The 14,275-nt window shown below is 67.6% G+C and carries 13 protein-coding genes and 1 tRNA gene; 8 read left to right on the top strand and 6 right to left on the bottom strand.

Going from position 1 to position 14,275, the window contains the following annotated elements; genetic code table 11:
• Positions 1-82 precede the first annotated feature (82 nt).
• Positions 83-1,918, top strand: coding sequence for a MobH family relaxase (gene mobH, locus AC6LJ5_RS06180; protein ID WP_023083157.1), 1,836 nt, complete (start codon positions 83-85; stop codon positions 1,916-1,918).
• Between the two features lie 26 nt (positions 1,919-1,944).
• Here the strand turns inward: mobH and AC6LJ5_RS06175 are convergent, their stop codons facing one another.
• Positions 1,945-2,244 carry a helix-turn-helix domain-containing protein gene (locus AC6LJ5_RS06175; protein ID WP_003282197.1) on the bottom strand — a complete coding sequence of 100 codons (300 nt, stop codon included), beginning with the start codon at positions 2,242-2,244 and terminating at the stop codon, positions 1,945-1,947.
• A gap of 105 nt (positions 2,245-2,349) precedes the next feature.
• On the opposite strand from AC6LJ5_RS06175, the gene AC6LJ5_RS06170 reads away from it, so the two are divergent.
• Complete coding sequence (locus AC6LJ5_RS06170) at positions 2,350-2,976, top strand: LysR substrate-binding domain-containing protein (protein WP_019486759.1); 627 nt, start codon at positions 2,350-2,352, stop codon at positions 2,974-2,976.
• A gap of 47 nt (positions 2,977-3,023) precedes the next feature.
• Here AC6LJ5_RS06170 and AC6LJ5_RS06165 read toward each other — a convergent pair whose 3' ends face one another.
• From AC6LJ5_RS06165 to AC6LJ5_RS06150, 4 genes are all read right to left on the bottom strand, one after another.
• Entirely contained in the window at positions 3,024-4,877 is a 1,854-nt protein-coding gene (locus AC6LJ5_RS06165) for a tyrosine-type recombinase/integrase (protein WP_023083156.1), read from the bottom strand.
• A 238-nt stretch (positions 4,878-5,115) separates the two neighbouring features.
• Positions 5,116-5,189, bottom strand: a tRNA-Gly gene (locus AC6LJ5_RS06160).
• 73 nt (positions 5,190-5,262) lie between these two features.
• A complete protein-coding gene (locus AC6LJ5_RS06155) occupies positions 5,263-6,456 on the bottom strand; it encodes a CaiB/BaiF CoA transferase family protein (RefSeq protein WP_498140067.1) in 1,194 nt (397 codons plus the stop codon).
• A gap of 227 nt (positions 6,457-6,683) precedes the next feature.
• A complete protein-coding gene (locus AC6LJ5_RS06150; RefSeq protein WP_498140066.1) occupies positions 6,684-7,580 on the bottom strand; it encodes a LysR substrate-binding domain-containing protein in 897 nt (298 codons plus the stop codon).
• 132 nt (positions 7,581-7,712) lie between these two features.
• Between AC6LJ5_RS06150 and trmB the strand changes: the two genes are divergently transcribed.
• The 5 genes from trmB (at position 7,713) to lysM (ending at position 11,768) form a co-directional block, all read left to right on the top strand.
• Positions 7,713-8,513 (top strand): tRNA (guanosine(46)-N7)-methyltransferase TrmB, encoded by an 801-nt coding sequence (trmB, locus tag AC6LJ5_RS06145; RefSeq protein WP_233772585.1) that lies wholly within the window; start codon positions 7,713-7,715, stop codon positions 8,511-8,513.
• Complete coding sequence (gene pip, locus AC6LJ5_RS06140) at positions 8,513-9,454, top strand: prolyl aminopeptidase (protein WP_498140065.1); 942 nt, start codon at positions 8,513-8,515, stop codon at positions 9,452-9,454. Before trmB ends, pip begins: the two co-directional genes overlap by 1 nt.
• A gap of 10 nt (positions 9,455-9,464) precedes the next feature.
• Positions 9,465-9,665 (top strand): sulfur carrier protein ThiS, encoded by a 201-nt coding sequence (gene thiS, locus AC6LJ5_RS06135; RefSeq protein WP_103271208.1) that lies wholly within the window; start codon positions 9,465-9,467, stop codon positions 9,663-9,665.
• A 293-nt stretch (positions 9,666-9,958) separates the two neighbouring features.
• The gene (locus AC6LJ5_RS06130) at positions 9,959-11,041 is read left to right on the top strand and encodes a helix-turn-helix domain-containing protein (RefSeq protein ID WP_498140064.1); all 1,083 of its coding nucleotides are present in this window, start codon (positions 9,959-9,961) and stop codon (positions 11,039-11,041) included.
• 280 nt (positions 11,042-11,321) lie between these two features.
• Positions 11,322-11,768 (top strand): peptidoglycan-binding protein LysM, encoded by a 447-nt coding sequence (lysM, locus tag AC6LJ5_RS06125; RefSeq protein WP_103271210.1) that lies wholly within the window; start codon positions 11,322-11,324, stop codon positions 11,766-11,768.
• A gap of 138 nt (positions 11,769-11,906) precedes the next feature.
• Here lysM and ffh read toward each other — a convergent pair whose 3' ends face one another.
• The gene (ffh, locus tag AC6LJ5_RS06120) at positions 11,907-13,313 is read right to left on the bottom strand and encodes a signal recognition particle protein (protein WP_103271211.1); all 1,407 of its coding nucleotides are present in this window, start codon (positions 13,311-13,313) and stop codon (positions 11,907-11,909) included.
• 106 nt (positions 13,314-13,419) lie between these two features.
• On the opposite strand from ffh, the gene AC6LJ5_RS06115 reads away from it, so the two are divergent.
• Positions 13,420-14,274, top strand: a complete 855-nt coding sequence (locus tag AC6LJ5_RS06115; protein WP_158658284.1) for a cytochrome C assembly family protein — start codon at positions 13,420-13,422, stop codon at positions 14,272-14,274.
• Position 14,275 lies beyond the last annotated feature (1 nt).

Below are 14,275 nucleotides of genomic sequence, written 5' to 3'. Positions count from 1 at the left end.
CAAAGGAAGGGCGCCAAGGGGAAAGGCCCTATCCTGAAAAGGCCAAAAGGCGCCCCGAGCAGCCCGTCATCCGGGGTTCGCCATGCTCTCGCTGTTCCAGCGCAAAAGGGTGCCACCCGCCGCCGGCACACCGCCCACATCCGCCATCGAAACTCCGAAAGGGGCGATGCGGCCGGAGTCGGCCGCATCGCTGCTGACCACGCCGCGTCGGCAGAAACTGCTGGAACACATCTGGCAGCGCACATCGCTCTCGCGCCGGCAGTTCGCCACGCTCTACCTCGCCCCACTGGAGCGCTACGCCGAATTGGTCCAGCAGTTCCCGGCCTCCGAGAACCACCACCACGCCTATCCGGGCGGCATGCTGGACCACGGCCTGGAGATCGTCGCCTATGCGCTGAAACTGCGGCAGTCATACCTGCTGCCTGCGGGCGTCACGCCGGAGGCACAGGCGGCCCAGGCCGAAGCCTGGACTGCAGGCACGGCCTACGCGGCCCTGCTGCACGACATCGGCAAGATTGCGGTCGATCTGCACGTCGAGCATGCCGACGGCAGCGTCTGGCATCCCTGGCACGGCCCGCTGCGAAAGCCCTACCGCTTCCGTTACCGAAAGGAGCGCGAGTACCGCCTGCACAGCGCCGCCACCGGGCTGCTCTACGCGCGCCTTCTCGATCGGGACATCTTCGACTGGCTCAGCGGCTATCCCGACCTCTGGGCCGCGCTGCTGTACGTGCTGGCCGGCCAGTACGAGCACGCCGGCACGCTCGGCGAGCTGGTCGTGCAGGCCGACCAGGCATCGGTCGCCCAGGAACTCGGCGGCGATCCCAGCAAGGCGCTGGTGGCGCCCAAGCATGCTCTGCAACGCAAATTGCTCGACGGCTTGCGCTACCTGCTCAAGGAAGCGTTCAAGCTGAACCAGGCCGGCCCGGCGGACGGTTGGCTGACCCAGGACGCCTTGTGGCTGGTGAGCAAGACCGTCTCCGACAAGCTGCGCGCACATCTGCTATCGCAAGGCATCGACGGCATTCCGGCGAGCAATACGGCGGTGTTCAACGTGCTGCAGGATCACGGCATCGTGCAGCCAACGCCGGATGGCAAGGCGATCTGGAAGGCTACTGTCACCAGCGACGCCGGCTGGTCGCACGCCTTCACCTTCCTGAAACTCTCGCCGGCGATGATCTGGGATGCCGCCGACCGGCCGGCGCCGTTCGCAGGCCGTGTGCAGGTCGAAGAGGAACAGGCGGAGCCGACGCCGCAGGCGACAACGGTGGCCGATGGGCCGCGCGCCGAAGGCATCGAAGCTGCATCCGCGAGCACGGCGCCGATCGCATCCGCAGCCATGGACACCGGCGTGGCCGCGCTGCTCGACCTGCTGGGCGACACCGCTCTACCCACAGCGCCGGAGATCGCCGAGGCCGAGCCGACCCCTTCGACCGTGCCCCCGCCGCAGATGAGCCTCGCGCCTTCCCAGGATCGCGCGGAGCCCTCCGGGGCGCACTTCATGGCCTGGCTGCGTCAGAGCATCCAGACGCGCAAGCTCATCATCAACGACGCCAAGGCCCTGGTGCATACCGTCGTCGGTACGACCTACCTCGTCAGCCCCGGCGTGTTCCAGCGCTACGCGCAGGAGTACCTTCAAGTCGCCGCGCTGGCCAAGCAAGAGAAGCTGGAGGGGTGGCAGTGGGTACAGAAGCGCTTCGAGAAGCTGGGACAGCACCGCAAGCAGCCGAGCGGGCTGAACATCTGGACCTGCGAAGTCACGGGGCCGCGCAAGTCGCGCCGGCTGCACGGCTACCTGCTCGCCAGCCCGGATGCGCTGTTCCAGGAGACGCCGCCAGACAACCCATACCTGCGGCTCGTCAACGAGGCCGCAAAGCGCGAAGATTCAGCCCTTGGGGGCAAGGACGACGATCAGGCGTAGTCATGCGACCGCTGTGCGGGCCGGCTTCAATCTGCGGATGGGGCCGACTCTGCCAGCTTGGCTTCGGTCAGAGTCATCAAGTGGGCGGAACTGCATTTCAGCGCACGGGCAATCTTGAGGATGAGAGGGAGCGTGGGGACATGCTCGCCGCGCTCGATCTTGCCCATGTGCGACCGTTCGATGCCGGCCATGTGGGCCAGCGTTTCCTGAGCGATGCCCTGGTTGGTTCTTTCTTCCCGCACGGCAGCCCCAAACGCGATGGCTGGTTCCGCTTCGTAGGTAGTGGTGCCGGTGGGGCGGCCCCTTTGGATCGAACGCTTTGGCATTGCCAAGAGCGTCGAACACGGTCACGATTTAAACCACGTTAAACTTAACTCATTCAACGGCTTCGAGATCAGTTGCCACGAGTTCACCGCCTGGGGGAGCTGGACGTGGAATCGAGTGACATCACCGCCGAAATTCGCATGGCCGTCCTCGGCGAATGGGTGCCTCCCCAGCTCGCCGACGTGCTCGCCCTGCAGCGTGCCGAAGAGCCGGAGACCCATGCCGTCCTGGCCGGCTGGACAGATCCCGGTCGAGGCGCGGAGCTGCCGGACGACGGCTTCGACTTCGCCTTGTCTGCGGTTGCCCGGCAGTGGCCTGGCTGGGTATGCGAACCGCTGTGGCATGACACGCTGGCGGTCGCCGTGGCCAAGCGCTCCCACCTGCTGGCCTACCGTGAAGTGCCGTGTCAGGAAGTGCTCAAGCAGCCGTTGATCTGCTCGCAGTCCACGGCTCATGAACCATGGCGCATGACCGTGCAGCGCGTGTTCGAGAACGCGCTGCAGGAGCGGGAGCAAACGGTGGAGACATTCGATGTGGTGATGACGCTGGTTGCCGCCGGGTACGGGATCACCATTGCGCCCGCCGCGAGACTGGCGAGCTACCTACGCCGAGGCATCGCCATGCGGCCGCTGGCCGGCGCACCAACGATCGTGATGGCTTACCTGCTCCGTCGCGAGGCTTCCTTGTCGGACACCCAGGCAAGATTCGCCCACCGCGCGCGCTTGGTGTCCTGACGGACGCGTGGGGATCGCGGTTTCGCCACGATCCCGCATTCCTGCTGCTAGGCGACCCCGACTCGCGGCGGGGTCCATTCGCTCTCCTTCACGGCTGTGCTCACCGCTATGACGAGCTTGTCGAGATTGCCGGCCGTCACGCCCTCCAGTGCCGAACGCCCCCGCAGCATCGAGCGCGGTTGCAGCAGTGCATGGTAGATCTGCCAGGGGTCCGCACCCCTGGTCAGCTTCAGGACGGACTGGATCAGCTCGTGCTTGAGTGGGTCGAGGTGCCAGTCCGGCACGCGCTGGCCGCGGTTGCCTACGTTCAACGCCAGCAAGTTGCCCGCCTTGATCTCGTAGCTGATCCACCTGCGGGACTTGCCCGCCATCTTGGCAAACGCCGCGACGGGAAGGTTGTGCGGCGCTTCGAAGACATCGAACAGTTCCATCCTCTCGCGCTGAATGTCCGAAGGCACCAGCGGCGCGGCTGATCGAGGGGGCGCAACCGCCGGCAGCCGATGTGCGGCGGCAGAAACCAACGGCATGGCGTCACCCGGCTTCGTCACCAGCAGGATTGGCGAAGCGCTAACCGGCGTGGAGGGTGCATTTGCGGTTTGCTCACTCTGGAATGCGGGCACGCCTTCCAGATGCACGGTGAGTGGCATGCTGGCCGCCTCGACCTGGTTCTGCTCGAAGAGGTCGAGCCGATCGGCCCAGTCCTGCATCATGCGGCGACGCTGCTCCACGTACTCGGCATGGTTGTAGGTCGCGCTGACCTTGTTGGGATCGACATGCGAGAGCTGTGCATCCACCCAGACCTTCGGGTAGCCGATCTCGTTGAGCGCAGTGGACATCGTGCCGCGGATGCCGTGCCCAGTCAGGCGTTCCTGATAGCCCATGCGCTTGAGGGCACCATTGAGGGTGTTCTCGCTGATGCGCTTCTTCAAGTCGCTGTCGTGCCGGAAGAGGTGGCGCTGGGCCGGCTTGAACTCATCCAGCAGGTGCCGGACGATCTCCATGGCCTGAATCGACAGCGGCACGATGTAGGGCGGGATGTCCTTCGCCTGCTGCCGCTTCTTGCGCATATCCAACTGGAGTTGCTTCACGACGTCGGGCGGGATGATCCACAGCCCACGGTCCAGATCGAATTGATCCGGCGTCGCCTGTCGCAGCTCTCCGGTTCGCACGCCGGTCAACAGCAATAGCCGCAGCCCGAGCTGGGTCTGCCGCCTGCCGCGATAGCTGCGTAGCCGCTGCAACAGCTTCGGCAGCTCGGCCATGCGCAGGAACGGGTTGTGATTGACGGGTGGCAGTGGCATCGCCACCACATCGAGATCGGAGGCGGGGTTCTGTTCCAGGCCCGGCACGATCACCAGCGCGTAGCGGAACAGTTGGTTGAACCACGTCCTGACTTTCTCGGCGACGGAGAGCGCCTTGCGCTTCTCGATCTTGGCGATCACCTCCAAGAGGTCGGGACGCTTGATCTCATAGACCGACCGCTTGCCCAAGGCGGGCAGCACATCCTTGTCGAAGATGCGCGGAAGTATCGAGAGGGTCGTCTGCCGGCCTTCCTTGAGGCTGAGCCCGCGATGCTTGAGCCACTTGCGATACACCGCCTCGAAGGTGTTTTCGTCGGCGAGCCGGACAGCGGTGCGCTTCTGCTTGCGGTGAACGCGAGGATTGGTGCCTTTGGCCAGCAGGGCGCGCGCTTCGTCGCGCAGGCTGCGGGCCTCGCGAAGCGTCACCTCCGGGTAGGTGCCGAGCGACATCCGCTTCTGCTTGCCCGCCCAGTAGTAGCGGAAGTGCCAAGTCCTGCCCCCTGCAGCCGTGACGGCCAGGGAGAGGCCATCCAAGTCAGGGAGGGTGTATGCCTTGCCAGTTGCCTTGGCCTGTCGAACGGCCAGGTCTGAGAGTGCCATGCTCTTGCTCCTGAACATGAGTCAGGAACCAGATGCTGGTCACGTCGACCTCGCCCCTCCATCAACAATCCGGAATCAGCCGCGCCCGCAAAAATGGACTTGTTTGTGGACTTAAAAGTCCCGGCTGTAGGCGGATCGCAATGGACCACGGCAGAACATCAAAGAGAGGAAAAGTCCTTGTGTGGCAAGGACTTGCAGACTCTCTTGGACTTCTGCGGAAGTCCGCAGATTGATGCAGTGGAGCGGGTGATGGGAATCGAACCCACGCTTGAGGCTTGGGAAGCCGCCGTTCTACCATTGAACTACACCCGCTCTGAGTGTCGTGCCCCGGCATGAAACCAGGGCAGAGGCGGCGATTATAGCGCGCGTTCGCCGCGCCCGCCCTTCACTCGATCACCCCGCGCGCGCGTAGCGCATCGCGCTGTTCCTGGCTCAGGCCGGCCGAGGCCAGCACGGCGTCGGTGTGCTCGCCCAGCGTGGGCGCGCGTTCCCGCACGGCGCCGGGGTTGTCGGACAGATGGGGAAAGACGGCCGGCATGTCCACGGCGATGCCGCTGGCGGCCCGCACGGTGGTGATGGCCTCGCGGGCGCGGTAGTGCGGGTCGCGGGCGATGTCGGCCACGGTATAGATGCGGCCCGATGGCACGTCGGCCTCACGCATGGCGGCCAGCACCTCGTCGATGGAACGCGCGCGGGTCCAGTCGCCGATGGCGCCGTCGATCTCGGCGACGCGGCGGGCGCGGCCATCGTTGTGCGCCAGGTCGGGATCCCGGCCCAGGTCGTCGCGGCCGATGCGCGCCATCAGGCGGACGTAGATGGCGTCGCCGTTACCGGCGATGAGTACGTAGCCGTCCCGGCAGGGATAGGCGTTGGACGGGGCGATGCCGGGAAGCGCGGCGCCGGCTGGTTCGCGCACCGCGCCGAAGACGGAGTATTCCGGCAGCAGGCTTTCGCTGAGGTTGAACAGGCTCTCGTACAGCGCGGCATCGATGACCTGCCCCTGGCCGCCGCGCGCGTCGCGCTGGTACAGCGCCAGCAGCACGCCCAGCGCGCCGTGCAGGCCGGCGATGGTGTCGCCCAGCGACAGGCCGGCGCGCACCGGCGCGCGGCCCGGCTCGCCGTTCAGGTAGCGCAGGCCGGCCATCGCCTCGCCGATGGCGGCGAAGCCCGGCTCGCGCGCCTTGGGGCCGGTCTGGCCGTAGCCGGACACGCGCAGCATGATGAGGCGCGGATTCAGCGCGTGCAGCGCGTCCCACGACAGGCCCCATTTCTCCAGCGTGCCGGGGCGGAAGTTCTCGATCAGCACGTCGGCCTCGCGCGCCAGCAGGCGCACGATGTCCTGGCCCTCGGGCTGGCGCAGGTCCACGCACACCGATTGCTTGTTGCGCGACTGGGCTTCCCACCACACGGACGTGCCCTCGTGCAGCAGGCGCCACTTGCGCAAGGGATCGCCCTGGCCAGGCGGCTCGATCTTGACGACCTGCGCGCCGAAGTCCGCCAGCGTCTTGGCGGCGAAGGGGCCCGCGATGAGTTGTCCGAGTTCCAGCACGCGTATGCCGGCGAGTATCTGCCCTGCCATGTCGCCCTCCCGGCGCATCGACTTGATGATGGAAGGCAGTGTGCGCCATGCGGGCGCGCCGATGGAATGGACGATTCGGGAAGGGGGCATTCCCGGAACGAGAAGACCCGGCAACCGGCCGGTCCGCACGCTGGCCTCGCGCGCGACCGCCAACGCCTTCACGTCCCGCGTCCTGCTCGACAGCCGACGCCGCCGCGCCCCGCCGCGCCGAGGATCCGCGCCCGCCCCTACTGCTGTCCGCGCAGGTGCGCCAACAGCAGCCGCGCGGGCACGGGCAACGCGTCGGCGTCGCGCACGCCCAGCAGCAGGCGGCGGCTGGCCCAGTCGTCGGTCAGCGCGATCAGGCGGATGGGCATGGAGCGCGCGTGCGGCTCGGCGGCCAGCCTCGGCAGGATGCCGACGCCGCCGGTGGCCGCCACCATGCGGCAGATCGCGTCGAAACTGCGGACCTGGATGCGCAGCCGCATCGCCCGGCCCAGCCTGCCGCTTTCCTCGGCCAGCCGCGTCGCCAGCGAGGTCGCGGGCGGCAGACCCACGTAGTCGTAAGCCAGCGTGTCGGCGAAGGCGACGCGGGCCTCGCCAGCCAGCGGATGGCGCTGCGGCACGATCAGCACCAGCTCGTCGCGCCGGTAAGACGTGGTGACGAGGCCAGGCGCGGGCGTGCGGTCGGCGAAGATGCCGATGTCGGCGCGGTTCTCCTGGACGGCGGTGACGATATCGTTGCTGTTCTGTTCTTCCAGATCGATGCGCACGGCCGGATGCGCTTCCATGAAGGCGGCCAGGTCCTCGGGCAGGAACTGGGTCAACGACGAGGTGTTGGCGGCGATGCGCACCTGGCCGCGCACGCCCTGGGCAAAGTCGGACAGGGTGCCGGCCATCTGCTCCACTTCCTGCAGCACGCGCAGCGCGTGCACCAGACAGGCCTGGCCGGCCTCGGTCAGCTCGACGCCGGCGGCGTTGCGGTAGAGCAGCTGGGTGTCCAGCGCGGCCTCCAGGTCGGAGATGCGCTTGCTGGCCGCGCCCACGGCCAGGTGAGACTGGCGCGCGCCGGCCGAGATGCTGCCCTGGCGGGCCACCGAGACGAATAGCGAGAGCGTGACGAGATCGATGCGGGCGATGTTCATGGCGGGACTGGCGGCGCACCATCGCCGCGGCTGCACTATAGCGCGCGGGGCGCAGGGCGCGGAATGATCGTGTCCCCATTTAACGTTCCGCAGCGGACCGCGCGCCCCCGCCCTGCCACTACAATCCCGCCTATGACAACAAACAGCTTTGCGAATCTTCCCGTGAACACCCCCGCAATACCCGGCAATTCCGACTCGCCCGCCCCGGTTTCCCCGCAGACCGAAGCCGCGCTGGCCAGCGCCGCGCACGCGCCCAACAGCCCCGGCGCCGCCCACATCCGCAGCTTCGTGCATCGCCGCGGCCACATCACGCAAGGCCAGCTGGCCGCGCTGGAGCAACTGCTGGGCAAGTGGTCCCTGCCCTACGCCGCGCGCCGGCTGGACCCGGCCGCCGCGTTCGGCCGCGAGGCGCCGACGGTGCTGGAGATCGGCTTCGGCATGGGCGAGACCACCGAGAAGATCGCGCTGGCGCGTCCGGGCGACAACTTCCTGGGCGTGGAGGTGTTCAACGCGGGCGTGGGTTCGCTGCTGCGCCGGATCGAGGATTCCAGCATCCAGAACCTGCGCATCATCCAGCACGACGCGGTGGAAGTGGTGCGCGACATGATCGCCCCCGATTCGCTGGCCGGCGTGCACATCTATTTCCCCGACCCGTGGCCCAAGAAGCGCCATCACAAGCGCCGCCTGATCCAGCCGCCGTTCATCTCGCTGCTGGCCAGCCGCATCGCGCCGGGCGGCTACATCCATTGCGCCACCGACTGGCAGGACTATGCCGTGCAGATGCTCGAAGTCCTGGGCAACGAGCCGCTGCTGAAGAACACCGTGGACGGCTACGCGCCGCGCCCCGACTACCGCCCCCAAACCAAGTTCGAGACGCGCGGCCTGCGGCTGGGCCACGGCGTCTGGGACCTGATCTTCAAGCGAGTCGCCTGATGCTGTATCCGCAGATCGAACCCTACCGCCACGGTTTCCTGGACACGGGCGACGGCCACCAGATCTACTGGGAACTCTGCGGCAACCCCCAGGGCAAGCCGGCGGTCTTCCTGCATGGCGGCCCCGGCAGCGGCTGCTCGCCGGTGCAGCGCCAGCTGTTCGATCCCAGCCTGTACAACGTGCTGCTGTTCGACCAGCGCGGCTGCGGCCGCTCCACGCCGCACGCCAGCCTGGAGAACAACACCACTTGGCACCTGGTCGCGGACATCGAGCGCCTGCGCACCGAGATCATGGGCGCGGACAAGTGGCTGGTGTTCGGCGGATCCTGGGGTTCGACGCTGTCGCTGGCCTATGCCGAGACGCATCCCGCCCACGTCAGCGAGCTGGTGCTGCGCGGCATCTTCACGGTGCGCAGCGCCGAGATCCGCTGGTTCTACCAGGAAGGCGCGTCCTTCCTGTTCCCGGACCGCTGGGAGGAATACCTGGCGCCGATACCCGAGGCCGAGCGCGGCGACCTGGTCCAGGCCTATCACAGGCGCCTGACCGGCGACGACCCCGTCGAGCAGCTGCGCGCGGCCAAGGCCTGGAGCAAGTGGGAAGACAGCACCATCACGCTGCTGCCGAGCCCGCGCCACCAGCAGAGCCACGCCGCCGACCGCGCGGCGCTGGCCTTCGCCCGCATCGAGAACCACTATTTCGTGAACGCCGGCTTCATGGAAGAAGGCCAGCTGATCCGCGACGCCTACAAGCTGCGCGGCATTCCCGGCACCATCATCCAGGGCCGCTACGACGTCTGCACGCCGGCGCGCACCGCCTGGGATCTGCACCGCGCCTGGCCCGAGGCCGAGTTCCACCTGGTGCCCGACTCCGGCCACGCTTTCGATGAACCCGGCACGCTGGCGCGCCTGATCGCCGCCACCGACGCCTACGCCAAACGCTAAGGAGACGCGCATGCACATCACCCTGAACGGCGACGCCCGCGAATTCCCGCTCGACACCACGGTGGTCGAGCTGCTGGACACGCTGGGCTATGCCGGCAAGCGCGTGGCGGTGGAACGCAACGGCGAGATCGTGCCCAAGAGCCAGCACGCGCAAACCACGCTGGCCGACGGCGACCAGATCGAGATCGTGGTGGCGGTGGGCGGGGGCTGAATGCCCCGCCGCCGGGCGGATCCAGTGCGTCCCCGGAAGGGCTGCGGCAACGCGGCCCTTTTGCTTTACAAGGCCCCGACGGCGCGGCCTGGGCGTGATGATCTGCCGCAAGCGCCGTCAATCCATGAGCCGGACCGGGCTTTCCCGCAGCGCGGCCGGGCGTCATAATCCGTAGCGAACATGTGTCAAGGCAGGTCGGCCGCGAGCCGGGCAGCCCTCCATGGAAGTTTCCCGCCTGGTGTCGCGGCTGGTCGGGCAACGCCACAACAAGACCGATCCGGGAACCACGAAGCGTGAGCCGCAATCCATTCCCCTCCCCTGCCGCCCCGCCGCAGTTCAGCGCGCAATTCGACAGCCGCGTCACGCCCGACGCGCCCGACATCTGGCGCACCCTGGTGCGCCCCTACGTCGATACCCAGATCGAAACCGGCATACAGCCCTTCACCGCCCAGATGAGCGGCACCCACCTGGGCGACAGCCTGATCAGCCGCAGTACCTGCTCGGCCACCGTGCAGCACCGGCGCACCGCGCTGGACGTGCGCCGCAGCCAGGTCGACCATCTGCTGATCCAGCTGTTCGTCGCGGGCGGCACCCGGGGCGACTATGGCAAAAACCCGGTCGATATCCGCGCCGGCTCGATCGGCCTGCTCGATCTCGGACAGACGCTGGACACCCGCACCACGCTCATTTCCACCATCACCCTGACCGTGCCGCGCGACCGCCTGCCGACGGCGCTGCGCAGCCGCAAGCTGCACGGCGCGCTGCTGGATCCCGGACAGGGCGCGACGCGCATGCTGGCCTCGCACCTGTCGCAGCTGGCGCAACACGCATCCAGCCTGACGCGCGAAGAGATGTCCGCCTCGGTGAATGCCGGGCTGATCCTGCTCAGCGGCAGCCTGTCGACGCTGCGCGACGGCGCGGACGACGGCCCGGCGCGGCAGGTGGTGCGCAATGGCATGCGCCGGCTGGTACGGCGCCATATCGAACGCCATCTCGACGCCGAGCAGCTGTCGCCGGAGACGATCGCCGCGGCGATGGGCATCTCGCGCTCCAGCCTGTACCGGCTGTTCCTGCGCGACGGCGGCGTGAACGCCTATATCCAGGGCAGGCGCCTGGACAGGTGTTTCGATGAACTGCTGCTGGCCGCCGGCGGCCACATCGGCATCGCGGAGCTTGCCTACCGCTACGGCTTCTCGAGCGAAAGCGCGTTCAGCCGGGCGTTCCGCCTGCGGTTCGGCGCGTCTCCCAGCGAGGTGCGAGCCCATGCCAGGGGAAACGGCGACGGCGAATCGGTCGACATCAGGTCGCGCGAGGATGCCGCCATGATCCAGGCCTGGCTTGCCGATATCCGGCAGCCGGCCGCCGCCGCCGGCTAGCGCGGCGCGCCGTAATGCCGGACATCGGCCTGCCCGGACGCCGGCGCTGTACGGGTAGGATCGCGATCCTGGCGGATCGTCAGCCATTTGCAGCCAACTCGCACGCATTCTTGCGTAGTCTGGCGCATGGCTAGCAACCTGTTACACGTTTACCCCTCGTCTGCCGGCAAGCGCGCGGGTAATAATCCCCGATGCCGCGCGCAACCGGTACACGGGCCGGGCGCCCTGCCATCCATCGCTCTTTTCCCACCGTAACAGCAACATAGATAAAGGAATCACTATGGGTCTGCTCAATTTCATCAAGGACGTTGGAGAAAAACTCTTCGGTGCCAGCGAAGCCAAGGCCGCCACCGTCGACGAGCTGAAGAAGGAACTGGACAAGCACGGCCTGAACGCCGATGGACTGCAGATCGCGGTCGACGGCGACAAGGTCACGGTCAGCGGCACCGCCGCCAATACCGAAACCGCCGAGAAGATCGCGCTGGCGCTGGGCAACACCGTGGGCGTGGCCCAGGTGGACAACCAGCTCAAGGCCACCCAGGCCGCCCCCGAAGCCAAGATGTACACGGTGCAGAAGGGCGACAACCTCTGGAAGATCGCCGAGGCGCAATACGGCAAGGGCCAGGGCGCCAAGAACACGCTGATCTTCGAGGCCAACAAGCCCATGCTGACCAGCCCGGACAAGATCTATCCCGGCCAGGTGCTGCGCATCCCGCCAGCGGCCTGAATGCCCGCGCAAGCATCCGAATAGCCGGAAGGCGCGCCCGCGCCGCCCGGCTGATCGCGGCACTGATCCCCCAGATTGCCGCGATGACTTGGCCAGACGCAATGTCTGGCCATTTTTTCGCGCCGCCGCGCGAAAGCCTTACTTCATCCCGAAGCGGCCCAGCCCCTTCAGGCCGCCCATGGCGCGCATCATCTTGGCCATGCCGCCCTTTTTCATCTGCTTCATCATGCCCTGCATCTGGTCGAACTGGGCCAGCAGGCGGTTCACTTCCTGCACCGGCACGCCGGAACCGGCGGCGATGCGGCGCTTGCGCGAGGCCTTGATGAGTTCAGGCTTGGCGCGCTCGGCCGGGGTCATAGAATTGAGGATGCCTTCCGTGCGGCGCAGCTGCTTCTCGGCCTGGCCGCCCTGCAGCTGGCCGGCGGCCTGCTGGAACTGGGCCGGCAGCTTTTCCAGCAGCGAGCCCATGTCGCCCAGCTTCTTGACCTGGCCGAGCTGGTCGCGGAAGTCGTTCAGGTCGAACTTATTGCCCGACTTGATCTTGGACGCGAGCTTCTGCGCCTCGGCGATGTCGATGTTCTTCTGCGCCTGCTCGACCAGCGACACGATGTCGCCCATGCCCAGCACGCGCTGCGCCATGCGCTCGGGATAGAACGGCTCCAGGCCGTCGAGCTTTTCCGAGACGCCGACGAACTTGAGCGGCTTGCCGGTGACGTGGCGCACCGACAGGGCCGCGCCGCCTCGGGCGTCGCCATCCAGCTTGGTCAGCACCACGCCGGTCAGCGGCAGCGCGTCGGCGAAGGCGCGGGCGGTGTTGACCGCGTCCTGGCCCTGCATGGCGTCCACCACGAACAGCGTTTCCACCGGCTTGACCAGATCATGCAGCGCGCGGATCTCGCGCATCATGGCCTCGTCGATGCCCAGGCGGCCGGCCGTGTCCAGGATCAGCACGTCGTAGTGATGGCGGCGCGCGTGGTCGACCGCGTTGCGGGCGATGTCCTCGGGCTTCTGGCTGGGGTCGGACGGCAGGAAGTCCACGCCGACCTGCGCGGCCACGGCCTTCAACTGCTCGATGGCGGCGGGACGGTAGACGTCGGCCGACACCACCAGCACTTTCTTCTTGCCGGTCTTGCGGCCATGCTGAGTGTGCTGGCCCTCGGATAGCCAGCGCGCCAGCTTGCCGGTGGTGGTGGTCTTGCCCGCGCCCTGCAGGCCGGCCATCAGGATCACGGCGGGCGGCTGCACGGCCAGCGACAGTTCGCCGGAGTCGGCGCCCAGGTCGCCGCCCATCAGCGCGGTCAGTTCCTTGTGGACCACGCCGACCAGGGCCTGGCCGGGGCTGAGGCTGCCGGCGACTTCTTCGCCCAGCGCCTTGTCCTTGACCCGGGCGACGAACTCGCGCACCACGGGCAGCGCCACGTCGGCTTCCAGCAGGGCCATGCGCACTTCGCGCAGCATCTCCTGGGTGTTGGCCTCGGTCAGGCGGGCTTCGCCGCGCAGCGTCTTGACGACGCGCGACAGGCGTTGAGTTAGGTTATCGAGCATGAGAGGCGTTTCCGCTTAAACTAGTCGACTCGAACGGTGGCCGCCCGCGCGAATTCCGCGCTTTCCGGGTCATTTGGACCCCGGCCCCATCCTGACGACGGTTTCTATGTCACTAGGCATTGTATTTCACGCGGCGGCCGCCCTGGCCTACGCGCTGCTCGGGGGGGCTTTGTGGCTCCGGCTGGCCGGCGCTGGCGCCGGCGCCAGCGGCATCGAACAGACCGGCAAGATCGCCCGCGCCTGCCTGCTGGGCGCCCTGGTGCTGCAGGGCATCGGCCTGCAACAGGCCATGCTGGGCGCGCAGCACCTGTTCATCGGCTGGGCGCTGGCCCTGTCGGCGGCCATCTGGCTGGGCATGGTGGTGTTCTGGCTGGAAAGCCTGCTGGTGCGCATCGACGGTCTGCAACTGCTGCTGCTGCCGGCCGCCACCATCGCCAGCGCCCTGGCGGCGCTGTTTCCCCAGGGGCAGTTCGTGCCTCACGCCAACGACGCCTGGCTGCGGGCCCACCTGCTGATCGCGCTGGCTGCCTATGGCCTGATCACCATCGCCGCCCTGCACGCCATGCTGATGGCGCTGCTGGACCGCCACCTGCACCGCCCGCTGGACGCGCCGGCCGAGCGCAGCATGATCGGGCGCGTGCTGGATTCCCAGCCGCCGCTGCTGGTGCAGGAGCACCTGCTGTTCGTGATCATCTGGATCGGCTTCGCCGTGCTGTCGCTGGCGGTCGTGTCCGGCTCGATCGCCTCGCTCAAGCTCACCGGCAAGATCCTGCCCTTCGACCACAAGACCGTCTTCACGCTGCTGTCCTGGGCGACCTTCGGCGTGCTGCTGCTGGGCCGCCACGTCTGGGGCTGGCGCGGCCGGGTGGCGCTGCGCTGGACGCTGACCGGCTTCGGTTTCCTGATCCTGGCCTACACCGGCAGCCGGTTCGTGCTGGAAATGATTCTGCATCGGGGTTGAA

It is taken from the genome of Achromobacter sp. 1011791174, assembly GCF_059760925.1.
The sequence above is the reverse complement of the archived record's forward strand: the minus strand, read 5'-3'. Positions and strand labels throughout refer to the sequence as shown.